This is a genomic window from Streptomyces virginiae (assembly GCF_040638905.1).
In the GTDB taxonomy this organism is placed as follows: Bacteria; Actinomycetota; Actinomycetes; order Streptomycetales; family Streptomycetaceae; genus Streptomyces; species Streptomyces virginiae_B.
Window position 1 is genome coordinate 129,186 of sequence record NZ_JBEZYV010000016.1, and the last position, 25,115, is coordinate 154,300.

Genomic DNA, 25,115 nt, shown 5'->3' on the forward strand with positions numbered 1-25,115 from the left:
TGGCAGGCTGCACCCGGGCAGGCCACACTCGACTAGCGGAAGCAGCGACGCACGTGACGTCGGCAGGCACCACCCGGGAGGTCCCCATGCCCGAACTGCGTGTCGTGGCCGTCTCCAATGACGGCACACGACTGGTGCTCAAGGCTGCGGACAGCACGGAGTACACGCTTCCGATCGATGAGCGGCTTCGGGCTGCCGTACGCAACGACCGCGCGCGCCTGAACCAGATCGAGATCGAGGTCGAGAGCCACCTCCGTCCCCGCGACATCCAGGCACGCATACGAGCCGGTGCCTCCGCGGAGGAGGTCGCCCAACTCGCCGGCATCCCCGTCGACCGCGTACGCCGCTTCGAGGGTCCCGTGCTCGCCGAGCGCGCCTTCATGGCCGAACGCGCCCGCAAGACCCCGGTGCGCCGCCCCGGCGAGAACACCGGGCCGCAGCTCGGTGAGGCCGTGCAGGAACGTCTGACCCTGCGCGGGGCCGAGAAGGAATCCGTCCAGTGGGACTCGTGGCGCCGCGACGACGGCACCTGGGAGGTCCTCCTGGTCTACCGGGTCGCCGGCGAGCCTCACTCGGCGAGCTGGACCTACGACCCGCCGCGCCGGCTGGTCGTGGCCGTGGACGACGAGGCGCGCTCGCTCATCGGCGAGTCGGTTGACCTGCCGGCGACGCCGGAGCCGAGCTTCCCCTTCGTGCCGAGGATCGCGCGCCTGCCGCGTGACCGGCCGCTGGACCGTGCCCTGGACCGGCAGCTGGAGCGGGCCGAGCCCCGACCCGCGCCGGTGCCGGAGCCGGAGGAGGAACGGGACACGCTGACCAGCCTGCTGGAGGCGGTACCGAGCTTCCGCGGGGACATGGTCGTCCCGGAGCGCACCGAACCGGCGGAGGCGGAAGCGGAGGCGGAGGAGCCGCCGGCGCCCGCCGCGTCGGCCGGCGCCGGCGCCGCGTACGCCGACGTCCTGATGCCCCGTACGGTGGCGGGCCACCGCGACCGGCTGACGGGCACCACCGACCGGCAGGCAGAGGCCGACGGGGTCCGTCCCGGGCGCCGTGCGGCGGTGCCGAGCTGGGACGAGATCGTCTTCGGCACCCGCCGCAAGAAGCAGGAATAGCGCCGACGCCCGGAACGGCGGGCCTCACAGCACGGCAGGACCGGTGCGAGCGGGTCGGACCGGGCCCGCGCGTCCGCCGAGGCCCCTCCTCCGACGGCGAACGTGAGGGAGGGGCCGCAGCTGCCGGGCACATCGCGTTCGGCGACCCGCGGGGACGCCCCGGCATACGCCGGCCCCGTCCCGCCTACTGGGGGTCCGGGCCCGTGGCCACCGGGCGGGCCGGGTCCGTGCACCAGTGCGACCAACTGCCCGCGTAGAGGTCGGACTCGATACCGGCCACTTCCAGGGCGAGCACCTCATGGGCTCCGGAGACCCCCGAGCCGCAGTAGACGCCCACTGGGGTGCCCTTCGACGCGCCGAGCGCCCCGAACCGGGCCCGCAGTGCGTCCGCCGGCAGGAACCGGCCGTCGGGGCCCACGTTCTCGGTGGTCGGGGCCGACAGCGCGCCCGGGATGTGGCCGCCCACCGGGTCGATCGGCTCCACCTCGCCGCGGTACCGCTCCCCCGCCCGGGCGTCCAGGAGGACGCCCTCGCGCGCCCGCAGGGCCGCCGCGTCGGCGTCGAGCAGCCCGAGCGCCCCGGGGTTTGGCTTGAAATCGCCCTCAACCGGAATCACTCGTTCAGCCGTGAGGGCGCCGCCGGATGCCGTCCACGCGGCAAGGCCGCCGTCCAGGACTCGCACGTTCGGGTGACCCGTCCAGCGCAACAGCCACCACGCACGGGCGGCCGCCCAGCCCTGGCCGCCGTCGTACACGACCACGGGCGTGTCCGCCACGACCCCGGCCCTGCGCATCGCCGCGCCGAAGGCCTCCGGGTCCGGCAGCGGGTGGCGCCCGCCGGACCCGGCCGGACCTGCCAGTTCGCGGTCGAGGTCGACGTACACGGCGCCGGGCAGGTGTGCGGCCTCGTACGCGGGCCGCTGGTCGGGGCCGCCCAGCTGCCAGCGGACGTCCAGCAGGACCGGCGGCCGGGCACCGGCCAGCTCGTCCCTCAGTTCGGCGGCGGAGAGGATCGCAGTTCTCGCAGTCATGTCGGCCATCTTCCTCCCCACCCGGCACCCGCGTAACAGGGCCGTCATCGCGGGGGACCCTGATCCGGTCAACTCAGTTCCGGACCACCGGAATGCGGCGCGGTCGGGGCGCGCCGCGTCCGTCGGAGTGGAACCATCAGCACCGGTGACGGCACGACGGAGGAGACGGCTGACATGACCGAGGCAGCGGAAGCAACCCGGCGCACGCCCGGCACCCCGTGCTGGGTGAGCCTCATGGTGCACGGCCTCGGGAGCACCGAGGATTTCTACGCCGATCTGTTCGGATGGGAGTACGTGCCCGGGCCCGAGCAGCTCGGCCCGTACGTCCGTGCCGTGCTGGACGGCCACGAGGTCGCCGGGATCGGCGAGATGCCGCCGGACGCACACCTCCCGACGGCCTGGACCACGTACCTGGCCACGGACGACGCCGGCGCGACCGCCGAGTCGGTCCGGGCGTGCGGCGGCACGGTGGCGGTGGGACCGCTGGACGCCGGTGCCGCGGGGCGGGTGGCGATCTGCTCGGACCCGCTGGGAGCGGTCTTCGGGCTGTGGCAGGCGCAGCCCGGCCTGGCCGCCCGGCCGCACGGCGGGCCGGGCACCCCCGTCTGGCACGAGCTGATCACCCAGGACACCTCGGCGGTCGGCAAGTTCTACGAGCACGTGTTCGGCCACGAGGCGCAGACTTACGGCACCGCCTCGGACGACTTCGACCACCTCACCCTGAACCTGGCGGGCCGTCCCGTCGCCGCCGTGCACGGCGTGGGACGTTCGCTGCCGCACGACCGGGGCCCGCACTGGCTGACCTACTTCGAGGTGGAGGACACCGACGCGGCCGCGCGCCGGGTCCAGGAGCTCGGCGGGCGCGTCGTCGATCCCCCCCGCGAGGGCATGCGGGGGCGGCAGGCCACCGTGGCCGACCCGGAGGGTGCCGTGTTCGTCCTCGTACGGTCGCGGCCCTGAGTTTCGGCTCGGCGCGGCTCAGGCGGTGTGCCGCACCGGCGGGCGCCCGAAGTGCCGGGCGGTGGGCGCGAGTGCGGCCGCCGCGGGGACGAGGAAGCAGGCCGCGGCGCACGCACCGAGGACCCCGGTGACCCCGAAGGTGTCGATGGCCGGGGCGATGAGGGCCAGGCCCACCGGGGCGAGGCCGTAGGAGACGAGGAAGTCCAGTGAGGAGACCCGGGCGAGCTTGTCCGGGGCGACCTCGCGCTGGGTGGCGGTGAACCAGGGCACGTTGAACAGTTCGATCCCGATCCCGGCGACCGCGTAGGCGCCGATCACCACGGCCGGGTGCACCGGGAACACCAGGCTCAGCGGTGCGAAGCCGTAGGCGGCGAGGCCCGCGAACGCGGCCCAGCCCTGGGAGCTCGGCCGGAAGCGGGCGGTGGCCAGGGCGCCGCCGAGCGCGCCCACGGTGTAGGCGGTCATCGCGGCGGCCAGCACCCACTCGGTGGCGTAGCGGTCGCGGCTGATCAGGGGCAGGGCGACGCTGGTGGCGGAGTAGCCCAGCGCGATCACGGCGGTCAGGGCGCCGAGCCCGGCGAGGAACCAGGGGTGGCGGCGGGCCTCGCGTATCCCGTCGACGAACTCGGCGCGCAGCGAGGCCCGCTGCGGCTGGGGCGATCCCGGTGCGCCGGCCGCGGCGGGGCCGCCCCGGCCCGGCAGGAGTGCGGCGACCAGCCAGAGCAGGCCGATCCCCAGCAGCAGGGTCGCGACGTCGACGAAGGCGGCGAGCAGCGCGGTCAGGGCGGGCCCGGCCAGTGTGGAACTGCGCACCGCGAGGGTCGTCGCGGCATTGGCCTGCTGCCTGCGGCCGGGGTCGACGACCTCGGCCGTGAGCGCCTGGAAGGCGGGGCGGCATGCGCCCTGGCCGGCGCCGGCGAGTGCGGCGGCGGCGGTCATCAGCAGGAGCGAGCGGCCCAGTCCGACGGCGAGAAGGGGGGCGGCGGCCGCGGCGGCGAGGGCGGACCAGAGGACCACGGCCCGGCGGGAGTGCCGGTCGGCCAGCACTCCGCCGACGGCCACCGCGGCGAGGAAGCCCGCGGTGCGCGCGGCGAGGACGAGGCCGAGGCCGGCCGCACCCAGTTCGCGTTGCAGGACCGCGAGACCGAGGACGAAGGGCAGGGCCCAGGTAGCGAGTCCGGAGGCGGTGGTGCCGGCCCACAGGCGCAGGAAGGCGATGTCGCGCAGGACGGAACACGTCCCCGGCGGACGGCTCTTGGACTCCGTGGGGGCAGGTGTGGTCGCCACGATGTGGTGCTCCTCATTCGGTTAATGAAAACGATAACCATTACAGTACTCTGTGAACGCGGCACTCCTGCCCGGTGCACCTCCACGCCCACACCGCCTCGCAGACCGGAGAACCCATGCGCCACCGAGCCCGAACGGGCATCGCCCTGACCCTCGCCCTCGTATCCACGGCCGTCGCCGCGGGCTGCTCGGCCACCACCGACCGCAGCCCGCAGAGCGCGGCCGCCGCCCGGCCGGACGTCACCAGCTGCGGCCGTCAGCTCTCCTTCGACCGGTCCCCGCAGCGCGCCGTCACCCTGGACCAGACCTCGACCGAGACCCTGCTGGAACTGGGCCTCCAGGACCGGATGGCCGGGACCGCCAACCTCAAGACGAAGATCCCCGCGCAGTACCGGGACGCGTACGCGAAGGTCCCGGTGATCGCCCCGAAGATCGCGACCGGTGAGCAACTACGGGCCGCCACACCGGACTTCGTGGTGGCCGGCTCCACCGACCTCTACACGAAGGACCGGGCGGGCACCCGGGAGGAACTGGCGGCCCTGGGGGTCCCCTCCTTCGTCAGCGCCGTGGACTGCCCCCAGCACCACGAGGCCGGGAAGTCCCCCTTCGAACTGCTCTTCTCCGACTACGAGCAGCTCGGCAAGGCCTTCGGCGCCGAGGAGCGGGCCGCAGGGCTCGCCCAGGAGCAGCGCGCCGCCGTCGCCAAGGCCGCCGAGGGCGCCTCCGGCACGGCCCGGGACGGCAAGCAGCCCACCGTCGTCTACCTCTACTCCGTCTTCAACGGCATGCCCTACGTCGCCGGCCGGACCGGGCTGCCCAGCGAGATGAGCCGGATCGTCGGCGCGCGGAACGCCTTCGACGACATGGAGGAGGACTGGCCGGAGGTGTCCTGGGAGGAAGTCGCCAAGCGCGACCCGGACTTCATCGTGATCGGCGACCTGTCCGAGCGGGGCCGGCCCGGTGACAGCGCCGCCGAGAAGCGCAAGGCGATGGCCGAGGACCCGGTGGTCTCCAGGCTGGCGGCGGTGCGCGACAACAGGATCATCGAGGTGCCCGGCATCGAGCTGGACCCCTCCGTGCGCTCCGTGCACGCCCTGGGCCTGCTGGCCGCCGGGATGAAGGACCTCGGACATGTCCGCTGACCTGCTGCATCCCGCGGCCCGCGCGCCCGGGGCGGCCGTCGCCGCGCCGCCCGCGCCGCCCCGGCGACTCCGGGCCCGGACGGGGGTGCTGCTCGCCCTGGGGCTCGTACTGGCCGCTTCGGTGGCGGCCGCCACCCGGATCGGCAGCGCCGACGTGGGATGGACCGACCTGGGCCGGGTGCTCGGGGCGCGGCTCGGACTGGGCACCGAACCGCTGCCGCCGCTGCTGGATTCGCTCGTCTGGGACCTGCGCCTGCCCCGGGTCCTGATGGCCGCCCTGGTCGGCGCCTCGCTCGCGGTCTGCGGGACGGTGCTCCAGGCCGTCACGCGCAACGCGCTCGCCGACCCGTACCTGCTCGGGGTCTCCTCGGGCGCCGGGGCGGGCGCGGTCGCCGTCGTCGTCCTCGGCTTCGGCGCCGGCACCCTCGGCATCACCGGCGGCGCCCTCGCCGGGGCGCTGCTCGCCTTCGCGGGACTGCTGCTCCTGCTGCGCCGCACGGGGCTCGACTCGGTCCGCATCGTGCTGACCGGGGTGGTCGTCGGCCAGCTGTTCACCGCCCTGACCTCGCTCACCCTGATGGCGTCGGCCGACGCCGACACCACGCGTGCCCTCACCCACTGGCTGCTGGGATCGATGGCGCCGGCCCGCTGGGACGCCGTGGTGGTCTGTGCGGTCGTCACACCCCTGGGGCTGGCCGCCGCCCTGCTGTGCGCGAACGCCCTCGACGGGCTCGCCTTCGGCGCGGACACCGCCGCCTCCCTCGGGATCGGCGTACGGCGCACCCGGATGCTGCTGCTCGTGGTGACCGCCGTGCTGACCTCGGTCGCGGTGGCCACCGTCGGCGCCATCGGCTTCGTCGGGCTGATCGTCCCGCACGGGGTGCGCTTCCTGGCCGGGCCGCTGCACCGGGTGCTGCTGCCCTACGCGGCGCTCGCGGGCGCGGTGTTCCTGGTGTGGACCGACGCCCTGGCCCGGGTGGCCTTCGCCCCCCGGGAGGTGCCCGTCGGCGTGATCACGGCGCTGATCGGGGTCCCGCTCTTCCTCCTCGTCCTGCGCAGGAGGGGGGAACTGTGAGGATCACCGCCGAAGGGCTGAGCTGGTCGGCCTCGGGCACGCCCGTCCTGCGCGGGATCGGCCTGGACATCGCACCGGGCGAGACCGTCGCTCTGGTCGGCCCCAACGGCTCGGGCAAGTCCTCATTGCTGCGCTGCCTGGCCGGGCTGCGCGTGCCCGACGCGGGAACGGTGCGCTACGACGGCGTGCCCGTACGGGACTTGGGCGCCCGACAGATCGCCCGCCGGGTCGCCTTCGTAGCCCAGGACTCCGCTCTCGACACCGACCTGCGCGTCGCCGACGTCGTCGGGCTGGGGCGGACCCCCTTCCGCGACCGCTGGCGCGGACCGGACGCGTACGACCGGGCCGTCGTCGCCGCCGCGCTCGACCGCGTCGGACTCACGGGGCTGGCCGGACGCCCCTGGAAGGGCCTGTCCGGCGGTGAACGGCAAAGGGCCCACATCGCCCGCGCGTTCGCCCAGCAACCGTACGGACTGCTCCTGGACGAGCCCACGAACCACCTCGACGTCAAACACCAGTTGGAGCTGATGGAGCTCCTCGCCGGCGCCGACCGTACGGTCCTCGTCGCCCTGCACGACCTCACCCTGGCCGCCCGCCACTGCGACCGGCTGCTGCTCATGCACGACGGCCTGCTGGTCGCCTCCGGCGCCCCCGCCGACGTCCTCACCTCCGGGAACCTCGCCCGTTTCTTCGAGGTGGACGCCGAACTGTCCGCCGACGCCCTGGGCCGGCCGGCGGTCACCTACCGCGGTCCGATCCGCGACGCCGCGCGCCGCTCCGCGCCCCGCTCTGCGCCCCGATCCGCTCTCCGAGAAGGAACCCCATGACGAACCAGACCCCGCCCCGGACCCGAACCGCTCCCGCGGCGACCGTCGACGCCCTCATCGAGGCCGTACTGGCCGGCCAGCACGGCCCGCTGCCTTCCGAGCTGGTGGCGACCAGCGTGTTCTGGATCCACCACGGCACCCGGCTGGCCGGCGGCGACACCACCTACCTCAACCAGTACGTCCTGGTCCGCCTCGGCGACTCCTTCGGCGGCTGTGCCTTCGAGGCCGGCGAGATCGACCCCGCGGTCTGCCGCGACTCCTCCGGCGCCCCGCTCGACATCCTGCTGCGGGAGGCGCCGCGTCCCCTGCGGATCGCCGCCCTCGACGCCTACCTCGCCCGGCAGCGCCCGCACCGCGACTCCGGGGCGGAACCGGTCACCCTGCCCGCCGGCACCCCCGAAGTCCGCGCGAGGGCCCGCGACGCGGCGATCGCCGGACTGCTGGACATCGGCAGCGGCGCCGTGGTCGGCCTCATCGGGGTGGTGAACCCGCTGGTCGCGGCGATCCGCGAGCGTGGCGGCGAACCGCTGCCCTGCGACTTCAACCTCAAGGCCACCCAGTGGGGCGACCCCGTCACCAGCGACATGCACGAGGTGCTGGAGCGCGCCGACGCCGTCGTCGCCACCGGCATGACCTTGAGCAACGGCTCCTTCGACACCATCCTGGACCGCTGCCGCGCCAGGGGGATCCCGCTCGTCGTCTACGCCCAGAGCGGCAGCGCGGTGGCCCGCGCCTTCCTCGGCTCCGGGGTGACCGCCGTGTCCGCGGAGCCCTTCCCCTTCTCCCAGTTCAGCGCCGATGCGACCACGCTGTACCGCTACCGCACGGCGGGGCCGGCGTGATCCCGGCGGGCCGCCGGGATCACCCCGGCACCGACCGACGCGGTGCCGGGCACGCCTCCTGCCACCACGGTGAGATCCTCCAGGGCACCTTCCTCGACTCCGCCGGGCGCCGGTGCGCCGGCCTGGTCACCCTGCCGATGAGCGGCCCGGGCAGCCGGGCGGAGTTCACCCTGCGGGCCGGCAGCCCGCCGACGGCGCTCACCGTACGGCCCGCAGACCGTACGAAGGCCGCGCGCGCGGCGGCCCTGGCCGTCGAGGAGTGCGCCCGGCGGCGCGGGGAGCCGCCCTGCGGCGGGGAGCTGCGGATCTCCGGCGACATCCCGCTGGGCCTGGGCATGGGCAGCTCCACCAGCGACGTCATCGCCGTCATCCGCGCGGTCGCGGACTCGTACGCGGTGCGGCTCGCGCCCGCCGTCGTCGCCCGGCTCGCCGTCCGTGCCGAGCTGGCCTGTGACCCGCTGATGCTCGATGCCCGCCCGGTGCTCTTCGCCCAGCGCGAGGGACGGGTCCTGGAGGTACTCGGCAGCCGCCTGCCGCCGCTGGTCGTCGTGGGCTGCGCGCTGGGCGGGGGCGTGCCCGTGGACACGCTCTCCCTCCCGGCCCGGGTGCACGACGACCACGACGTACGCGCCTTCGAGCGGCTGCGCGTGCTGCTGCGGCGGGCCGTGGCCACGGGCGACGCCGGACTGCTCGGCCGGGTGGCGACCGCGAGCGCCCGGCGCGGTCAGCGGGTCCTGCGCCACCCGGAGTTCGACGCGCTCGTCGGCATCGCCCGCAGGCTCGGGGCCGTGGGCGTCCAGATCGCGCACAGCGGCGCCGTGGCCGGGCTGCTCCTGGACCCGGCCGCCCCGGGGCTGCGCCACCGGGTCCGCGGCTGCGTACGGGCCCTGGAGAGCGACGGCATCCCCGCCACCCGTACGTTCACGACCTTCCCCCACCCCACGCCCTGCCCGAATGATCCGACCCTCCCGAAGTTCCCGACGCCCAAGGAGTCCCCGAGTGGACCAGCACATCGCGGAGGCCATCGGCCGACCGGACCTGATACGCCTCGACGACCGGCTCGTCTGCCTGCGCTTTGAGACGATGAAGGTGGTCTCCGCCCTCGCCGCGGTCCGCCATCTGCTCGACGCCGGAGTGGTGCGGCGCGGCGACACCCTGCTGGACAGCTCCAGCGGGATCTACGCGTACGCCCTCGCCCTGGCCTGCCACCGGCACGGCATGCACTGCCACATCGTCGGCTCGACGACGGTCGACCACACCCTGCGCACCCAACTCGCCGTCCTCGGGGCGACGCTGGAGCAGATGGAGCCGTGCAGTGACCTGAAGCTGGACCAGAAGCGGCGCGTGGAGCGCGTCCACGAGATCCTCGCCGAACACCCCGGTCACCACTGGATGCGTCAGTACCACGACGAGATCCACTACCTCGGCTACCGGGCCGTGGCCGACCTGGTCCGCTCGTCCACGGGCGGCGAGGCGCTCACCGTCGTCGGCGGCGTGGGGTCGGGCGCCTCCACCGGGGCCCTCGCCCACTACCTGCGCGAGGACGCTCCCGGCACCGAGCTGGTCGGCGTACAGCCCTTCGGAAGCGTCACCTTCGGTGCCGAGCACGTCGCCGACCCCGAGATCATCATCGCGGGGATCGGCAGTTCCATCCCCTTCGGGAACGTCAGGCACGCGTCGTACGACACGCTCCACTGGATCTCGTTCGACGCGGCGCTGGCCGGCAGTGTCGACCTGCTGCGCCGGCACGCGGTCTTCGCCGGACTGTCCACGGGGGCGGGCTACCTCGCCGCCCGCTGGGAGCGCGCCCGGTCGCCGGAGCGCACGGTCCTCTTCGTCGCCGCCGACACCGGCCACCGCTACGTGGACACCGTGTACGCGCGGCACCGCGAGGCCGCGCCGATCGACTCGCTGGCTCCCCGGCAGGTCGTGGGCCGGGACGGACTGGCCCTGCCCTGGTCCCGGATGGACTGGAACCGGGCGGAGCCCCCGTCGTAGAGACCGTGGCGGGATTCGAACCCGCGTCACCGGATTTGCAGTCCGGCCCCTGGGCCACTCGGGCACACGGTCGTGGTGGCGCTTCGGGTACGACCGTAGGCGCACCGCCCGGCCCGGGTGAAGGGGACGGCGCGGCCCGCAACACGACTGCCATACGCCGTTCACGACACCGGTCCACCCGCGTCCGTCGCGGCCCGGTGGCCGAAGGTGCGAAGGCGTCGGCGGGGTGCTGCAATGAGCTGGTGGGCCGCCCCTGAGCCGGTGTGCCGCGGAATGCGCCACCGGAATCGGGCGGCCGGCCCACGGCGCGGTCACCCCCACCGCGGCGCACACGAGGAGTGGTGATGAGCGACGACATCGAGATGATGGGGCCTGTCGACTACCTGGTCGTCGAGTTCCCGGGCAACAGGATGACCGGAGAGGGCTTCCCCCTGCTCGTCGATCTGGTGGACCGCGGGATCATCCGCATCCTCGACCTGGTCTTCGTCCGCAAGGATGCCGATGGCTCGGTCGTCGCACTGGAGCTGAGAGACGTCGGCGGCGGCGAGATGGACCTGTCCGTCTTCGAGGGCGCGGCCTCGGGCCTGCTCGGCCAGGACGACATCGACGAGGCCGGTGCCGCCCTGGAGGCGAACAGCTCCGCCGGGATCCTGGTGTACGAGAACGTCTGGGCGGCGCCGTTCGCCCGTGCCCTGCGGCGCGGCGGAGCCCAGCTGGTGGCCAGCGGCCGGATTCCGGTCCAGGCACTGCTGGCCTCGCTCGACGCGATGGAGGCGTGAGCGCGGGCCGCACGGCTCGGCCCTGCTTCCCGATCCGGGGAGACGGCCGCGCGTCGCGGCCGTCTCCCCCCTTGAACAACCTGGGAGATGACGATCCATGCCCGGACTTCTTCGCGGTGTCGCCCGTACCGCCGTGGTGGCGGGAACCGCCACCGCGGTGTCCAACCGCGTGTCGCGGCGGCAGGCGGGCCGCTGGGCCCAGCAGGAGGAGCCGCAGGCCGCTCCGCCGCCCGCCCCGGCCGCCCCGCCCGTCGGCGACGACATGAGCAGCAAGCTCGACCAGCTGCAGAAGCTGGGCGAGCTGAAGGCCCAGGGGCTGCTCACCGAGGAGGAGTTCACGCAGCAGAAGAGCAGACTCCTCGGCTGAGAGGCCGGTCGGTCACGGGGGACGGAAGGGGATGGCCCCATGACGGCAGCGCGTACCCCAGCACCAGCACCGGCCGGGGAATCCGCGGAGGGCGACCGGCTGCGGGACATGCTGCGCACGCCGGGCTACCTGAAGCTGCTCGTCCTGTGCGCCCTCATCGGCATCCCGGTCTCCCTCGCGGCGTTCTGGTTCCTGGTCGCGCTCCACCAGCTGGAGCACGTGATGTGGGCCGACCTCCCGGAGGCGCTCGGCTGGAACGAGCCGCCCTGGTGGTGGCCCCTGCCGCTGCTGCTGGTCGCAGGCGTCCTGGTCGCCCTGGTGGTGACCAGGCTGCCCGGGGCGGGCGGCCACATCCCCGCGTCCGGGCTGCACGCCGGGGGCGCGACCTCGGCGGCGCTGCCGGGGGTCGTCCTGGCGGCGGTCTTCAGTCTGCCGCTCGGTGCGACCCTCGGCCCGGAAGCGCCGCTCATCGCACTCGGCGGCGGGCTCGCGCTGCTCTTCAGGGACCTGGCCCAAGCGCCCGCCACACCGCAGAGCACGGTCATCCTGGCGGCGGCCGGAGCCGCCGCGGCCATCTCCGCGATCTTCGGCAACCCGCTGGTCGGCGCCGTGCTGCTGATGGAGGTGGCCGGAGTGGGCGGACCGCAGCTGTTCGCGATCATGCTGCCGGCCCTGCTCTCCAGCGGGATCGGCGAGCTCGTGTTCACCGGCTTCGGCCGCTGGACGGGCCTGTCGTCGGGCAGCCTGACGCTGGACCTGAACGCCCCCTTCCCCCGTCTCGACGCCGGCGACGTCCTGTGGTCGGTGGTCCTGGCGGCCGTCATGGGCGTCTTCATGCACGTGGTGCTGGCCGGCGGCCGGTACGCCGCGGTGTACGTGGCCAGGCGGCCGGTGGCCCACACGACCGTATGCGCCGTGGCGGCCGGCGCCTTCGGCGCGCTGTACGCGCTCGTCACCGGCAACTCCCCCGTCGACGTGGCCTCCTCGGGCCAGGCCGTGATGGGCAGCCTGGCCGCCGATCCGCAGGCCTGGGGCATCGGGGCGCTGGTCGCCGTCCTGCTGTGCAAGGGCGCTGCCTACGCGCTCTGTCTGGGCAGCCTGCGCGGCGGCCCCATCTTCCCGGCGCTGTTCCTGGGCGCCGCCGCGGGTGTGCTGTTCGCGCCGCTGCCCGGGCTGGGAGTCGTACCGGGCCTCGCGGCCGGCATGGCCGCCGCGGCCACCAGCGCGCTGCGGCTTCCGGTCAGCAGCGTGGTGCTCGTCGTCCTGCTGCTCGGCAGCGGCGCGATGATCCCCGTCGTCATCATCTCGGCCGTGGTCGCCTTCGTGGTCACCGAACTGCTGCCGCCCGGGCCCGAAGTTCCCCCGGTGGGCAAGGCGGTCGGCGCCCCGGCCCCCGCCGCGAGGTGACAGGCGCGGCCGCCCGCCGATCCGGATCGCAAGGAGCGTGTCATGACGAGTCACGTGGGCGGAGCCCGCCCGAACAGCGCTGCCCCGGCCGCGCGCAAGGGCGGCTTCGGCGCCCGCAACGGCTGGCTGCTCTTCGCCGGGTTCCTGATGGTCTTCGGCGGACTGATGATGCTGTTCTCGGGGCTCTCCGCTATCGCCGGGGACGACGTCTTCATCCCCACCCCGCACTACGCCTACGAGTTCGACCTCACGGGCTGGGGCTGGATCCACCTGATGCTGGGCATCGTGATCCTCCTCGCCGGACTGGCCGTGATCAGGGGCGCCCTGTGGGCGCGGATCGTGGGCCTGGTGCTGGCGGGCCTCAGCATGGTGGCGAGCTTCATGTGGCTGCCGTACACGCCGTTCTGGGCCCTGGTGCTCCTGGCGATCGACGGCCTGATCGTCTGGGCGCTGTGCACGGCACCCGGTCTCACGGGGGACTGAGCCCGGATGCCGGCGGAAGCCGGGCAGCCGACTCCGCTGGTGCTCGTCGTCGGCGTGTCCGGTTCGGGCAAGACCACGGTGGCCGGGCTGCTCGCGGAGCGGCTCGGCTGGCCCCACCGGGACGCGGACGAGTTCCACTCCCCGGCCAACCGCGCCAAGATGGCCGCAGGCCAACCCCTCACGGACGCCGACCGGGCCCCCTGGCTGGCAGCCATCGGCGCCTGGATGGACCAGGAGGCCGCCGCGCACCGGCCGGCGGTCGTCACCTGCTCCGCGCTCAAACGCTCCTACCGGGACCGGCTGCTGCAGGGGCGGCCCGGCGTGCGCCTGCTGTACCTGCACGGGGCGCGGGAGCTGCTCCGGGCCCGCCTGCAGGCGCGGCACGGCCACTTCTTCCCGGCGGCCCTGCTGGACAGCCAGTTCGCCGACCTCCAGGAACCGCAGCCCGACGAGCACCCCGTGGTCGTGGAGATCGACCAGCCGCCGCGGGCCGTGGTGGCGGCCGCACTCTCCCTACTGGGCATCACCGCCTCGTCGGCCCCGTCCGCCCCGTCCGAGGAGGCTCCCGTGTCCGAGCAGGCACCCCGGTCCGCAGGCCCGACAGGTGAGCAGTGGGAGCTGCGCCACGGCGGGCAGCGCGCCGTCGTGGTCGAACTGGGCGGCGCCCTGCGCCACTACGAGGCCGACGGCGTGCCCCTGCTGGACGGGTTCGCCGCCGACGAGCCCGTCACCTCGGGGCGCGGGCAGCTGCTCGTGCCCTGGCCCAACCGGGTCGGCGGCGGCCGCTACCGCTTCGACGGCGCGGACCTGCACCTTCCGCTGAGCGAGCCGGAGAGGCACAACGCGATCCACGGGCTGCTGCGCTGGGTCCCGTGGCGGTTGCTGGCCCGCTCCGGTGAAGCGGTGCGGGTCGGCACCACCCTCCATCCGCAGCCCGGATACCCCTTCCTGCTGGAGGTGTCCGCCGAATACCGGCTCACCGACGACGGGCTGGAGGTCCTGGTCGGCGCCGTCAACACCGGCACCACGAGGGCCCCGTACGGCGTGGGGCAGCACCCGTACCTGACGGTCGGCACCGATCTCGTCGACACGGCGCTGCTGACCGTGCCCGCCGGCCGCCGGCTGACCACCGACGACGAGGGCCTGCCGACGGGTGAGGAGCCCGTCGAGGGGACGGAGTACGACTTCCGTACCGCCCGTCCCATCGGCGCTGGGGCGCTGGACACCGCCTTCACCGGACTCGAACGCGACGGGACCGGCCGCGCCGTGGTCCGGCTGGCGCATCCGTCGGGGCGGCGCGGCACGGACCTGTGGCTCGGCGAGGGCACCCGGTACGTGCAGGTCTACACGGGCGACACCCTGGGGCAGCCCGAGCGGCGCCGGCGCGGTGTCGCGGTGGAAGCCATGTCGTGCCCCGCGGACGCCTTCCGCACGGGTACCGCTCTCACCGTCCTGGAGCCGGGGGCGGGCCATGCGCTCCGCTGGGGCCTGCGCCCGTGGGTGACCGCCGGTGGGGCGGCGTTCCGATGACCGGGCAACCGGAACCGCCCGTCGCACGGCCCATGAGCGGGGAGGACTTCCGGACGCTCCACGAACGGCTGCGCCGGGCGGCACGGGCGGGCGTGCAGGGCGGCGCGGACGGCGGCGCGGACGGCGGCCGCCGAGGGGCGCACCGAGGGGCGCTGCGCCATCTGACGCCCGCCCGTGTCGCGGCGGCCGCGGCCGAGGTCCGGCTGGGCCGCACGGTGTCCCTGGCCGCGCCGATCGAGACCCGGCCGGGCCCGGACAACCCGGAGCCGGCGAAGCACCGCATGACCGGCCCCGCCCCCGGGGAGGCCGGGGCCGACGGACTGCACTTCGCGCTCGACCGGTTCGCCATGAACGTCCACGGTGACGCGGACAGCCACCTCGACGCGCTGAACCACGTGCTGTACGACGGCGAGCTCTACGGCGGTGTCCCAGCCGTCGGCGCGACGGCCGCGGAGGTCCGTTCGCTCTCCGTGGACCTGGTCCGGGAGGGCATCGCCGGGCGGGGTGTGCTGTTGGACGTCCCACTGCTGCGGGGTGTGCCCTGGCTGGAGCCGGGGGACCACGTGACGGCGGACGACCTGACGGCGGCCGAGGCCGCCCAGGGCGTCCGGGTCGGCCCCGGGGACCTGCTGCTCGTACGGGTGGGGCACCGGCGTCGCCGCGGGGAGCTCGGGGCGTGGGAGGCGGCCCGGGCCAGGGCCGGGCTGCACCCGGAGGCCATGGAGTTCCTGGCCGAGCGGGAGGTGGCCGTGCTGGGCGGCGACGGGAACAACGACACCGCGCCCAGCGCGGTGGCGGACGTCGCCTTCCCCGTGCACGTGCTGGCGGTGCACGCGATGGGCGTGCACCTCATGGACTACCTGCAGTTCGAGGAGCTGGCGGGGACTTGCGCGCTGACCGGCCGGTGGAGCTTCCTGTGCGTGGTCGCCCCGCTGCGCCTGCCCGGCGCCACCGGCTCGCCCGTGAACCCGATCGCCGTGCTGTGAACGGGCGGCCCGCGGCCGGGGCCGCCCGCCGCGGCCGAACCGCGGGGGTCTCCTCCGGGTCGCCGTCAGGTGGAAGGGCGGCTAGCTTCGAATGGGTGGGGATGCTTGGCCTCCGCTCCGCGGAGTGACAGGTCCGGCCCGCCGGGCGGGGCCACGAGCCCAAGGACGGTGGTCGACGTGGGCGACTCTCCCCACTACGACGTCATCATCATCGGCACCGGCGCCGGGGGCGGTACCCTCGCGCATCGGCTGGCGCCCTCCGGCAAGCGCGTGCTCCTCCTCGAACGCGGCGGCTACCTGCCGCGGGAGCGGGACAACTGGGAGTCCACCGCCGTGTTCATCAAGGGCAAGTACCGGGCGCCGGAGTTCTGGTTCGACAAGCACGGCAACGAGTTCCCGCCCGAGGTCAACTACTACGTCGGCGGCAACACCAAGTTCTACGGGGCCGCGCTCTTCCGGCTGCGGCCCGAGGACTTCGGCGAGATCCGGCACCACGGCGGCATCTCCCCCGCCTGGCCCCTGCGGTACGAGGACCTGGAGCCGTACTACACGCAGGCCGAGCACCTCTACCGCGTCCACGGACGGCACGGCGAGGACCCCGGCGAGGGGCCGGCGAGCGCGCAGTACGCCTACCCGCCCGTCGAACACGAGCCGCGCATCCAGCAGTTGAGCGAAGACCTGGAGAAGCGGGGGCTGCACCCCTTCCACCTGCCCATCGGTGTCGACCTCGTCCAGGACGCCGACGGGCGGGCCGTTCCCTCCAGCGTGTGCATCCGCTGCAACCGGGTGGACGGCTTCCCCTGCCTGGTGCGCGGCAAGTCCGACGCCCAGGTGATCTGCGTGGAGCCCGCCCTGGAACACCCGGGCGTCGAGCTGGTCACCCATGCCCACGTGGTCCGCCTGGAGACCGACGCGACCGGGCGCACCGTCACGGCGGTCGTGGTCCGGCTCGCCGACGGGTCCGAGACCCGCTTCTGCGCGGACGTCGTGGTCGTCTCCTGCGGGGCGGTCAACTCCGCCGCCCTACTGCTGGCCTCGGCCAACGACCGTCACCCGCGGGGGCTTGCCAACAGTTCGGACGTGGTGGGCCGGCACTACATGCGGCACAACAACCTGGCCCTGATGGCGGTGTCGAAGGAGCCCAACCCCACGCAGTTCCAGAAGACCCTCGCGCTGCACGACTGGTATCTGGGCGCGGACGACTGGGACTTCCCGCTGGGCGGCATCCAGATGCTGGGCAAGTCGGACGCCGAGCAGATCCACGGTGAGGCCCCGCGCTGGGCCGGAGCCGTCACCCCGGACATGCCCTTCGAGGTGCTGGCGCACCACGCGGTCGACTTCTGGCTGTGCGGGGAGGACCTTCCGCTGCCCGACAGCCGGGTCACCCTGGACGCCGACGGCGCCATCCACCTCTCGCTCGACGAGAAGAACAACATCGAGGGCCTGGGGCGGCTCAGGCACAAGCTCCAGAGCATGCTCGGGCACCTGGGCATGCACGAACACCACCTGCTGCCGCACAGCATCTACCTGCACAAGGGCATGCCGATCGGGGCGACCGCGCACCAGGCGGGGACCGTACGTTTCGGCACGGACCCGGCCGCCTCGGCGCTGGACGTCAACTGCAAGGCCCACGACCTCGACAACCTCTACGTCGTCGACACGAGCTTCTTCCCGAGCATCGGCGCGGTCAACCCGTCCCTGACCGCCATCGCCAACGCCCTGCGGGTCGGCGACCACCTCCTGTCCCGGCTGAACTGACCGCCTCCCCGGGCCGCGCGCGGGCCCTCGCGCGGGTCCTCGCCCGAGCCGCGCCGACCTGCGCCGACCGGAGGAAGAACCTCCGCCGAACGGCCCAACCAGGACCCGCCCGGCAGGCCCCCCGCCACTGCCGGTGATTACGTGGGCGGTCGGTCCGGCCGGCCGCGGCCGGGGCACGCCGGGGCCAGCTCGTCGAGGAGGCAGCACAACGTGGATTCCACCGTGGGCGCACCGCAGGGTGTGGTTCCGGCTCAACTGGTCAAGGGCCAGAAGGCGCTGGTCACCGGCGCCAACTCCGGTATCGGGAAGGCGACCGCCATCGGGCTGGGCAGGGCCGGCGCCGACGTGGTCGTGAACTACGTGGCCGATCAGGAGTCCGCCGAGGAGGTGGTCCGGGAGATCACCTCGTTCGGCGTGCGCGCGGCGGCGTACGAGGCGGACGTGTCGCAGGAGGACCAGGTCGTCGCCATGGTGGACCGGATGGTCCGGGAGTTCGGGACGATCGACATCATGGTCGCCAACGCCGGTCTGCAGCGGGACTCCGCCTTCACCGAGATGACCCTCGCGCAGTGGCAGAAGGTCCTGGACGTCAACCTGACCGGGCAGTTCCTGTGCGCCCGCGAGGCGACGAAGGAGTTCGTGCGGCGCGGCGTCGTGCCCGAGGTGTCCCGGGCGGCCGGGAAGATCATCTGCATGAGTTCGGTGCACCAGCTCATCCCGTGGGCGGGACACGTCAACTACGCCTCCTCCAAGGGCGGCGTGCAGATGATGATGGAGACCCTGGCCCAGGAGCTCGCACCGCAGAAGATCCGGGTGAACGCGGTCGCCCCCGGAGCCATCAGGACGCCGATCAACCGCAGCGCCTGGGAGACCCCGCAGGCCCGCGAAGACCTGCTGAAGCTGATCCCGTACGACCGGATCGGCGATCCCGAGGACATCGCCGACGCGGTCGTCGTCCTCGCCTCCGACCTCATGGACTACGTGGTGGGGACCACCCTCTACGTCGACGGCGGAATGACCCTCTTCCCCGGGTTCGCCACCGGCGGCTAGGTCGTCCCTCTCGGACCGGACGCACTCGGGAGCCCCGACAACGGGGCTGGGCGCGGTGCCGTACGACGCGGGCCCGGCAAGATCCGAAAGAGACGGCCTGGACGGCCCGGCTTCCTAGCAGCGAAGGCACGCATGCACACCACGGTTCTCCTGCTGGCGGCGGACGCCCCGGCCCAGCTGCTCCCGGCCAGACAGCTCATGGCCTTCACGCTCGCCTCGCACATCATCCTGGTGCCGATGGGCGTGGCCCTGCCGTTCATCACCCTGCTGATGCACTACCGGGGGCTCCGCCACAACGACCCCACGGCCCTGCTGCTGGCACGGCGCTGGTCGGCCGTCATGGCGGTGCAGTTCGCCGTCGGAGTCGTCACCGGCACCGTCCTGTCCTTCGAGTTCGGCCTGCTCTGGCCGGGGCTCATGGGCAAGTGGGGTGACGTGTTCGGGATCGGCTTCGGCGTCGAGGCGTGGGCCTTCTTCCTCGAAGCGGTGCTCATCGCCGTCTACCTGTACGGCTGGCGCCGGCTGAGACCCCGTACGCACTTCCTGCTCGGACTGCCGCTGCCGGCCGCCGCCCTGATGGGGGCGTTCGGCATCCTGGCCGCCAACTCGTGGATGAACACCCCGCGGGGCTTCTCCCTCGACTCCGCCGGCAACCCGGTCGACGTGAACATCTGGAAGGCCGTCTTCACCCCGATGTTCGGGCCGCAGTACTGGCACTTCGTCGTGGCGATGCTGCTGACCGCGGGGTACGTGGTGGCCGGCGTGTACGCCGTCGGCTGGCTGCGCGGCCGCCGGGACCACTACCACCGGCTCGGCTTCACCGTGCCCTTCACCGTCGCGGCCATCGCCACCCCGATCCAGTTCTTCCTGGGCGACTCCATCGCCCGGCAGGTGTTCCAGAAGCAGCCGGTGAAGTTCGCCGCCATGGAGATCGTCTGGGAGACCGACACCCACATGCCCGAGTACCTGTTCGGCCGTCTGCACCCGGACGGGACCGTCTCGGGCGGTATCAAGATCCCCCAGCTCGACTCCGTCCTGGCGGGCTTCAGCCCGGACACCAAGGTGACGGGGCTGACCTCGGTGCCCGCGAGCGACCGGCCGAACGCCACCCAGGCGACCCTCGCCCACTGGGCCTTCGACCTCATGGTCGTGATCGGGTCGGTGCTGGTGCTGCTCGCCCTCTGGTACGCGCTGGTCTGGTGGCGGCGCCGCAGGCTGCCGGAATCCAAGTGGTTCTGGCGCAGCGCGGCCTGCGCGGGCGTCGCGTCCGTCGTCGCCGTGGAGTGCGGCTGGGTCACCACCGAGGTGGGGCGCCAGCCGTGGATCGTCTACCAGAACATGCGGGTCGCCGAGGCGGTCACGGCGACCCGCTCGACGACCTTGTGGATCACGTTCGGGCTGGTGATCGTGGTGTACGTGTTCGTCTTCGGCGCGTTCCTCGCCGTCCTCCTCAAGATGCGCACCCGATGGCGGCTCGCCGACGCGCAACAGGAGGCGGAGGGCCCGGGTGAGGGCCCGGAGGCGGACACTCCGTACGGCCCGCGCTCGCCCGTCCCGTCCACGTCCGGGGACGGCCGCCCGTGAGCGCCGACGTCATCGCCTTCGTGCTGCTGCTCGCCGTGACCGCGTACACCTGTGCGGGCGGCACCGACTACGGGGCCGGCTTCTGGGACCTGGCCGCGGGAGGGGCGGAGCGGGGCAAGCGGACCCGGTGGCTCATCGACCACGCCATGGCTCCGGTGTGGGAGGTCAACAACGTCTGGCTGATCTTCATCTTCGTCATCATGTGGACCGGGTTCCCGGTCTTCTTCCAGACGGTCTTCTCCGCGATGTGGCTGCCGCTCGCCCTGGCCGCCGTCGGCATGGTCCTGCGCGGCGCTGGCTTCGCCTTCCGCAAGGCCTCCCGGCGGATCGCCGGGAGGCGCCTGTTCGGGGTCCTGTTCGCCCTGTCCTCACTCGTGACGCCCTTCTTCCTCGGCGCGGCCGTCGGCGGCATCGCCTCCGGCCGGGTCGCGCTCGGCACGGAGGCCTCGGCCAGGGCCTGGTCCAACCCGACCTCCCTGGTGTTCGGGCTGCTGGCCATCGCGACGACGGCCTTCCTCGGCGCCGTGTTCCTCTCCGGTGACGCCCGCCGCTTCGACGTGCCCGATCTGGTCGACCACTTCCGGGGGCGGGCCCTGGCCGCGCTGGCCGTCGTCGCCGTACTGGCCGTGGTCGCGCTGTTCGTCACGCGCTCGGACGCCCCGCACATCTGGCACGGCCTCACCCACGGCTTGGGGCTCCTGTTCGTCCTCCTGGCCGTGGCGGCCACGTTCGCCACGGCATGGCTGCTGCTGCGCCCGCCGGGCATCTGGGTACGCGTCACGGCGGTGGGGGTCGTCGCCGCGGCGGTCCTCGCCTGGGGCATGGCCCAGCGGCCCTACCTCATCCCCACCTCGCTGACCGTGGCCGACGCCGCGGGCGCCCCCTCCACCCTGACGTGGCTGGCGTTCGTCACGCTCGTGGCCCTGGTGATCGTCGCCCCGGCCGTCGCCCTCCTGTACTGGCTGGACACGCACGGCGAGCTGGAGTCGCTCACCGACGCCGACCTGCGGCGCGACGGCGCCGGACCGGGCGGGAGGAGCGATGGTGACTGACGGCCGCCGGCCCCCGGCGGGCCTCGTCCGAGAGGCACCGGCCCCGTGAGCGAGGACCAGATCCTCCTCGGCATCGCCCTGACGGTGGCGCTGGCCGCGGTCTCGCAGATCCTGGCCAACAGGCTGCGCGTGCCGGCGCTGATCCTGCTGCTGCCGGCCGGTTTCGTCGCGGGGGCGCTGACCGACGTCATCCGCCCGGACGAGCTCATCGGCGCGGAGTTCGATGCGCTGGTCTCCCTGGCCGTGGCCGTGATCCTCTACGACGCCGGTCTCGGACTCAACCTGCGCCGGCTCACCGGCCGCACCCGGGGCATCGTGGGCAGGCTCCTGGCGGTCGGCGTCCTCGGCACCTTCCTCGCCGTCGGCTTCGTCTCCCCCGCCCTGTTCGGCATGTCGCTCGCCACCGGCGCGATGCTGGGCACGATCCTCGTGGTGTCGGGCCCGACGGTGGTGGGTCCGCTGCTCGAGTACGTGCGGCCGACGGACAAGGTACGGCGCATCCTGGTCTGGGAAGGGACGCTGATCGACCCGATCGGCGGCATCCTCGGCGCGCTCGTCTTCCACGCCGTCTCCTCCTCCCACCGGATCGACCTCGGCCGCGGTTACCAGATCGGCCAGTTCCTGATCAGCATGGGTGTCGGCCTGATCGGCGGGGCCGTGGGCGGCGCCCTGCTGTGGCTGACGCTGCGGATCATGCGGCTCGGCGAGACGCTCGGCACGCTCGCCCAGCTGGCCGTGGTGATCACGGTGTCGGCCGGCTGCGACATCGTCCGCGACGACACCGGGCTGATCGCCGCGATCGTCACGGGGCTGGCCGTCACCAACCTCCCCGGTTTCGACATGCCCGCCCGCCGCCCCTTCTTCGAGACGCTGGTCCAGCTGATCATCGGGCTGCTCTTCATCTCGATCTCGTCGACCGTCACCCCGGCGTCCCTGACACCCGTGCTCCTTCCCTCCCTCATCCTCATCGCGTTCCTCGTCCTGGTCCTGCGGCCGGTGATCGCCTTCCTGTCGACCCGGAACTCAGGGCTCACCCGGGGGGAGCGGGGCTTCCTCGCCTGGATGGCGCCGCGCGGCATCGTGGCGGCCTCCACCGCCTCCGCGTTCGCAGCCACGTTGTCCGACAAGGGCCTGCCCGGGGCCTCGAAGATCCTCCCGGTCACCTTCCTGGTGATCGTGGGAACGGTTCTGCTCTACGCGCTGACCGCCGCCCCCGTGGCCCGCAGACTGGGTGTCGTCCGCCCCTCCCGCACACGCCCCCTGCTGGTGGGCGGAGACCGCTGGGTGGTCGACATGGGGAAGGCGCTGCGGTCGGCCGGCCTCGACGTCCTCATGTGGGCGGGTGACGAGGCCGAACGGGAGCGGATCAAGGACGCCGGGATCGAACTGGCTCAGGGGGAGCTGCTGGCGACGGCCACCAACCCGCGCGCACGGCTGGAGGGCGTCACCGCCGTCTTCCTGCTCACGGACGACGACGACTTCAACGCCCTGGCCTCGGTCATGGTGCAGGGCAACGTCGAAGGCCCCGTCTACCGCGTCGGCCCGCCGCACACCAGCCGCGGCGTCATCGCCCCCTACACGGGCGGCGACGTCCTCTTCGGTTCCCGGCTGGTCCGGCACGTCCTGGCGGAGCACTACCGGCAGGGCGCCCGGTACCTGGTGCAGCCGGCCACCCGGCCGGCCCCGCCGGACTTCGAGACGCTGTTCGTGGTGCGGGCCGACGGCCGGCTCGTCCCGGTCGGCGAGGCCGTCACCCCGGCGGAGGGAGACCTCCTCGTACTGCTCGGTCCCGTACCGCTCACGCCGCCCGGGTCCGAGCTCGGTTGAGGTTCGCGTCCAGGGTGATGGCCGCGTCGATGAACGCCAGGTGGGTGAACGCCTGCGGGAAGTTGCCGAGCTGGCGCCCGGTCAGGTCGATCTCCTCCGAGTACAGGCCCAGGTGGTTGGCGTAGGTGAGCATCTTCTCCAGCACCAGCCGTGCCTGGTCGGTGCGTCCGGCGCGGGCGAGCGCGTCGACGTACATGAACGTGCACAGCGAGAAGGTCCCTTCGGAGCCGCGCAGCCCGTCGGGCGATGCCTCGGGGTTGTAGCGGTAGACGAGGCTGTCGGTGACCAGTTCCCGGTCCATCGCCTCCAGGGTGGACGTCCACATCGGGTCGTCGGGGGTGATGATGCCGACCGTCGGCATCCGCAGCAGGGCCGAGTCGAGGACGGCGCTGCCGTAGTGCTGCACGAATGCCTTGCGCTGCGGGTCCCAGCCCCGCTGGAGGACCTGCTCGTAGATCGCGTCGCGGGCCTGGACCCAGCGGCCGCTGGCCGCGGGCCGGCCGCTGGAGGCCGCCAGGCGCAGGGCGCGGTCGAAGGCGACCCAGGACATCACCCGGCCGTATGTGAAGTCCTGGCGGCCTCCCCGGGTCTCCCACAGGCCTTCGTCGGGCTGGTCCCAGTGGTCGGTCAGCCAGTCGAGGAGGGTGTGCAGCGAGGTCCAGGCCCGGTGGTCCAGCTGGATCCCGTGCTGGTGGGCGAAGAAGATGCTGTCCAGTGCCTCGCCGTAGATGTCCAGCTGCAGTTGGGTGGCCGCGCCGTTGCCGATGCGTACGGGGCGGGAGCCCTGGTAGCCCTCCCAGTGCTCCAGGGTCTCTTCGAAGAGGTCGGACGAGCCGTCGACGCGGTACATGATGTTCATCGGCCCGGTGTCCCCGTCGCTGCCAGCCTTCTCCCTGACCCGGTCGCGCAGCCAGCCGATGAACGCCGTCGCCTCCTCCGTGAAGCCGAGGCCCAGCAGGGCGTACACGGAGAAGGAGGCGTCGCGGATCCAGGTGAACCGGTAGTCCCAGTTGCGCTCGCCGCCCAGTTGCTCGGGCAGCCCCGCCGTGGGTGCCGCCACCAGGGCGCCGCTCGGCGCGTACGTCATCAGCTTCAGGGTGATGGCGGAGCGCTCGACGGCCTCCCGCCACCGGCCGGTGTACCGGGACTGGCGCAGCCAGGTACGCCAGTGCTCGACGGCTTCGGCGAACATCATGTCGAAGTCGGCGGGCAGGATCTCGCGCGGCGGCCCGCCGGCCGCCGACTCCAGTACGACCCCCCGCTGTTGGCCGGCCTGCAGGGTCAGCGAGAAGTGCAGGTCGTGCTCCTTCGACAGGCTGGTCAGCAACCGCTCGTCCTCCCGCTCGCGGACGGCGTGAACGGTCAGCTCCATCCCCTCCGACACGAACACCGCGCCGTGCTCGGTCGTGTGCAGGGTGTGGGGCGCCCGGCCGTAGTCGAAGCGCGGCGCGATGTCGACCTCGAAGGTCATGCTGCCTCGCACGCACCGGAGCATGCGGACGATGCTGTGCCGGTCGGTGGCCGTCCTCCCCGTCGGCGGCATGAAGTCGATGACCTCGCCGGCGCCCGACTCCGTCATGAAGCGCGTCACGAGAACAGCCGTGTCAGGGAGGTACAACTGCTTCGTCGTGTACGTGGCGTTCAGGGGGGCGACCCTGAAGTGCCCGCCCTTCTCCCGGTCCAGCAGGGCCCCGAACACGCTCGGCGAGTCGAAGCGCGGACAGCAGAACCAGTCGATCGTCCCGTCGGTGGCCACCAGGGCGGCCGTCTGCAGATCGCCGATCAGGCCGTGGTTCTCGATCAGGGGGTACTCGTCCATCGGGAACACCTTTCGGTCCGCGGGTACGGCCCGGCCGGAACACGGACAGGAGAAGGCCGATCCGATGTCACACGGTCAGCTTAGGCAGGAATGTCCGGGCCGCTCCTGCGGAGCACCGGGGGGCCGCGACGGGTCCGGCGGCGGCGTGGCAGCACGTCCGGCGGCGTGGGGCGGCGGCCTGCGGCGGCGGCGTGCGGAGG

22 protein-coding genes and 1 tRNA gene are annotated in these 25,115 nt (G+C 73.3%); 19 read left to right on the top strand and 4 right to left on the bottom strand.

Going from position 1 to position 25,115, the window contains the following annotated elements; all coding sequences use genetic code 11:
- Positions 1-86 precede the first annotated feature (86 nt).
- Positions 87-1,112 (top strand): septation protein SepH, encoded by a 1,026-nt coding sequence (gene sepH, locus AB0F82_RS22585; protein ID WP_362630598.1) that lies wholly within the window; start codon positions 87-89, stop codon positions 1,110-1,112.
- A gap of 184 nt (positions 1,113-1,296) precedes the next feature.
- Here sepH and AB0F82_RS22590 read toward each other — a convergent pair whose 3' ends face one another.
- Positions 1,297-2,142, bottom strand: coding sequence for a sulfurtransferase (locus tag AB0F82_RS22590; RefSeq protein ID WP_362630601.1), 846 nt, complete (start codon positions 2,140-2,142; stop codon positions 1,297-1,299).
- A gap of 174 nt (positions 2,143-2,316) precedes the next feature.
- On the opposite strand from AB0F82_RS22590, the gene AB0F82_RS22595 reads away from it, so the two are divergent.
- Positions 2,317-3,102 (top strand): VOC family protein, encoded by a 786-nt coding sequence (locus tag AB0F82_RS22595; protein ID WP_362630604.1) that lies wholly within the window; start codon positions 2,317-2,319, stop codon positions 3,100-3,102.
- 18 nt (positions 3,103-3,120) lie between these two features.
- On the opposite strand, the gene AB0F82_RS22600 is transcribed toward AB0F82_RS22595, so the two are convergent.
- Positions 3,121-4,389: an MFS transporter gene (locus AB0F82_RS22600; protein ID WP_362630607.1), complete on the bottom strand. Its 1,269-nt coding sequence runs from the start codon at positions 4,387-4,389 to the stop codon at positions 3,121-3,123.
- A gap of 116 nt (positions 4,390-4,505) precedes the next feature.
- Here AB0F82_RS22600 and AB0F82_RS22605 point away from each other — a divergent pair, with 116 nt between their 5' ends.
- From AB0F82_RS22605 to AB0F82_RS22630, 6 genes are read left to right on the top strand one after another with little or no spacing between them, the layout of a single operon-like run.
- Positions 4,506-5,531, top strand: a complete 1,026-nt coding sequence (locus tag AB0F82_RS22605; RefSeq protein WP_362630610.1) for an ABC transporter substrate-binding protein — start codon at positions 4,506-4,508, stop codon at positions 5,529-5,531.
- Entirely contained in the window at positions 5,521-6,606 is a 1,086-nt protein-coding gene (locus AB0F82_RS22610; RefSeq protein ID WP_362630613.1) for a FecCD family ABC transporter permease, read from the top strand. Before AB0F82_RS22605 ends, AB0F82_RS22610 begins: the two co-directional genes overlap by 11 nt.
- Positions 6,603-7,433: an ABC transporter ATP-binding protein gene (locus tag AB0F82_RS22615; protein WP_362630616.1), complete on the top strand. Its 831-nt coding sequence runs from the start codon at positions 6,603-6,605 to the stop codon at positions 7,431-7,433. Before AB0F82_RS22610 ends, AB0F82_RS22615 begins: the two co-directional genes overlap by 4 nt.
- Positions 7,430-8,275, top strand: coding sequence for a Rossmann-like domain-containing protein (locus tag AB0F82_RS22620; protein ID WP_362630619.1), 846 nt, complete (start codon positions 7,430-7,432; stop codon positions 8,273-8,275). Before AB0F82_RS22615 ends, AB0F82_RS22620 begins: the two co-directional genes overlap by 4 nt.
- The gene (locus tag AB0F82_RS22625) at positions 8,272-9,354 is read left to right on the top strand and encodes a GHMP family kinase ATP-binding protein (protein WP_356814488.1); all 1,083 of its coding nucleotides are present in this window, start codon (positions 8,272-8,274) and stop codon (positions 9,352-9,354) included. Before AB0F82_RS22620 ends, AB0F82_RS22625 begins: the two co-directional genes overlap by 4 nt.
- Positions 9,275-10,273, top strand: a complete 999-nt coding sequence (locus tag AB0F82_RS22630; RefSeq protein ID WP_356814489.1) for a pyridoxal-phosphate dependent enzyme — start codon at positions 9,275-9,277, stop codon at positions 10,271-10,273. Before AB0F82_RS22625 ends, AB0F82_RS22630 begins: the two co-directional genes overlap by 80 nt.
- On the opposite strand, the gene AB0F82_RS22635 is transcribed toward AB0F82_RS22630, so the two are convergent.
- Positions 10,274-10,345 (bottom strand) — tRNA-Cys (locus AB0F82_RS22635). It abuts the gene before it with no gap.
- A gap of 272 nt (positions 10,346-10,617) precedes the next feature.
- Here AB0F82_RS22635 and AB0F82_RS22640 point away from each other — a divergent pair.
- The 11 genes from AB0F82_RS22640 to AB0F82_RS22690 all read left to right on the top strand — a co-directional run bounded on the left by AB0F82_RS22640 (position 10,618) and on the right by AB0F82_RS22690 (position 23,096).
- Positions 10,618-11,052, top strand: coding sequence for a DUF6325 family protein (locus tag AB0F82_RS22640; RefSeq protein WP_362630623.1), 435 nt, complete (start codon positions 10,618-10,620; stop codon positions 11,050-11,052).
- A gap of 97 nt (positions 11,053-11,149) precedes the next feature.
- Complete coding sequence (locus tag AB0F82_RS22645; protein WP_362630625.1) at positions 11,150-11,419, top strand: SHOCT domain-containing protein; 270 nt, start codon at positions 11,150-11,152, stop codon at positions 11,417-11,419.
- 39 nt (positions 11,420-11,458) lie between these two features.
- Complete coding sequence (locus tag AB0F82_RS22650) at positions 11,459-12,826, top strand: chloride channel protein (RefSeq protein ID WP_362630627.1); 1,368 nt, start codon at positions 11,459-11,461, stop codon at positions 12,824-12,826.
- A 42-nt stretch (positions 12,827-12,868) separates the two neighbouring features.
- Positions 12,869-13,309: a DUF7144 family membrane protein gene (locus AB0F82_RS22655; protein WP_356814493.1), complete on the top strand. Its 441-nt coding sequence runs from the start codon at positions 12,869-12,871 to the stop codon at positions 13,307-13,309.
- 6 nt (positions 13,310-13,315) lie between these two features.
- The gene (locus AB0F82_RS22660) at positions 13,316-14,839 is read left to right on the top strand and encodes a gluconokinase, GntK/IdnK-type (RefSeq protein WP_362630629.1); all 1,524 of its coding nucleotides are present in this window, start codon (positions 13,316-13,318) and stop codon (positions 14,837-14,839) included.
- Positions 14,840-14,871: 32 nt separating this feature from the next.
- Positions 14,872-15,825: a cyclase family protein gene (locus tag AB0F82_RS22665; RefSeq protein ID WP_362630631.1), complete on the top strand. Its 954-nt coding sequence runs from the start codon at positions 14,872-14,874 to the stop codon at positions 15,823-15,825.
- Positions 15,826-16,002: 177 nt separating this feature from the next.
- Complete coding sequence (locus AB0F82_RS22670; protein WP_362630634.1) at positions 16,003-17,583, top strand: GMC family oxidoreductase; 1,581 nt, start codon at positions 16,003-16,005, stop codon at positions 17,581-17,583.
- Positions 17,584-17,793: 210 nt separating this feature from the next.
- A complete protein-coding gene (locus AB0F82_RS22675) occupies positions 17,794-18,633 on the top strand; it encodes an SDR family oxidoreductase (RefSeq protein WP_362630637.1) in 840 nt (279 codons plus the stop codon).
- Between the two features lie 132 nt (positions 18,634-18,765).
- Complete coding sequence (locus tag AB0F82_RS22680; protein ID WP_362630640.1) at positions 18,766-20,217, top strand: cytochrome ubiquinol oxidase subunit I; 1,452 nt, start codon at positions 18,766-18,768, stop codon at positions 20,215-20,217.
- Complete coding sequence (locus AB0F82_RS22685) at positions 20,214-21,269, top strand: cytochrome d ubiquinol oxidase subunit II (protein ID WP_362630642.1); 1,056 nt, start codon at positions 20,214-20,216, stop codon at positions 21,267-21,269. The genes AB0F82_RS22680 and AB0F82_RS22685 overlap by 4 nt, the downstream gene beginning before the upstream one ends.
- 45 nt (positions 21,270-21,314) lie before the next feature.
- A complete protein-coding gene (locus tag AB0F82_RS22690) occupies positions 21,315-23,096 on the top strand; it encodes a cation:proton antiporter (RefSeq protein ID WP_362630645.1) in 1,782 nt (593 codons plus the stop codon).
- On the opposite strand, the gene AB0F82_RS22695 is transcribed toward AB0F82_RS22690, so the two are convergent.
- The gene (locus tag AB0F82_RS22695; RefSeq protein ID WP_362630648.1) at positions 23,068-24,915 is read right to left on the bottom strand and encodes a glycoside hydrolase family 15 protein; all 1,848 of its coding nucleotides are present in this window, start codon (positions 24,913-24,915) and stop codon (positions 23,068-23,070) included. The genes AB0F82_RS22690 and AB0F82_RS22695 overlap by 29 nt on opposite strands.
- Between the last annotated feature and the right edge of the window lie 200 nt (positions 24,916-25,115).

What these genes read in the sequence shown, in the direction of transcription:
- AB0F82_RS22680 (WP_362630640.1), top strand. Translation starts at nt 18,766, where the DNA reads ATGCACACCACGGTTCTCCTGCTGGCGGCGGACGCCCCGGCCCAGCTG.
- AB0F82_RS22650 (WP_362630627.1), top strand. Translation starts at nt 11,459, where the DNA reads ATGACGGCAGCGCGTACCCCAGCACCAGCACCGGCCGGGGAATCCGCG.
- AB0F82_RS22655 (WP_356814493.1), top strand. Translation starts at nt 12,869, where the DNA reads ATGACGAGTCACGTGGGCGGAGCCCGCCCGAACAGCGCTGCCCCGGCC.
- AB0F82_RS22695 (WP_362630648.1), bottom strand. Translation starts at nt 24,915, where the DNA reads ATGGACGAGTACCCCCTGATCGAGAACCACGGCCTGATCGGCGATCTG.
- AB0F82_RS22605 (WP_362630610.1), top strand. Translation starts at nt 4,506, where the DNA reads ATGCGCCACCGAGCCCGAACGGGCATCGCCCTGACCCTCGCCCTCGTA.
- sepH (WP_362630598.1), top strand. Translation starts at nt 87, where the DNA reads ATGCCCGAACTGCGTGTCGTGGCCGTCTCCAATGACGGCACACGACTG.
- AB0F82_RS22595 (WP_362630604.1), top strand. Translation starts at nt 2,317, where the DNA reads ATGACCGAGGCAGCGGAAGCAACCCGGCGCACGCCCGGCACCCCGTGC.
- AB0F82_RS22590 (WP_362630601.1), bottom strand. Translation starts at nt 2,142, where the DNA reads ATGACTGCGAGAACTGCGATCCTCTCCGCCGCCGAACTGAGGGACGAG.
- AB0F82_RS22640 (WP_362630623.1), top strand. Translation starts at nt 10,618, where the DNA reads ATGAGCGACGACATCGAGATGATGGGGCCTGTCGACTACCTGGTCGTC.
- AB0F82_RS22620 (WP_362630619.1), top strand. Translation starts at nt 7,430, where the DNA reads ATGACGAACCAGACCCCGCCCCGGACCCGAACCGCTCCCGCGGCGACC.
- AB0F82_RS22665 (WP_362630631.1), top strand. Translation starts at nt 14,872, where the DNA reads ATGAGCGGGGAGGACTTCCGGACGCTCCACGAACGGCTGCGCCGGGCG.
- AB0F82_RS22660 (WP_362630629.1), top strand. Translation starts at nt 13,316, where the DNA reads ATGCCGGCGGAAGCCGGGCAGCCGACTCCGCTGGTGCTCGTCGTCGGC.
- AB0F82_RS22645 (WP_362630625.1), top strand. Translation starts at nt 11,150, where the DNA reads ATGCCCGGACTTCTTCGCGGTGTCGCCCGTACCGCCGTGGTGGCGGGA.
- AB0F82_RS22610 (WP_362630613.1), top strand. Translation starts at nt 5,521, where the DNA reads ATGTCCGCTGACCTGCTGCATCCCGCGGCCCGCGCGCCCGGGGCGGCC.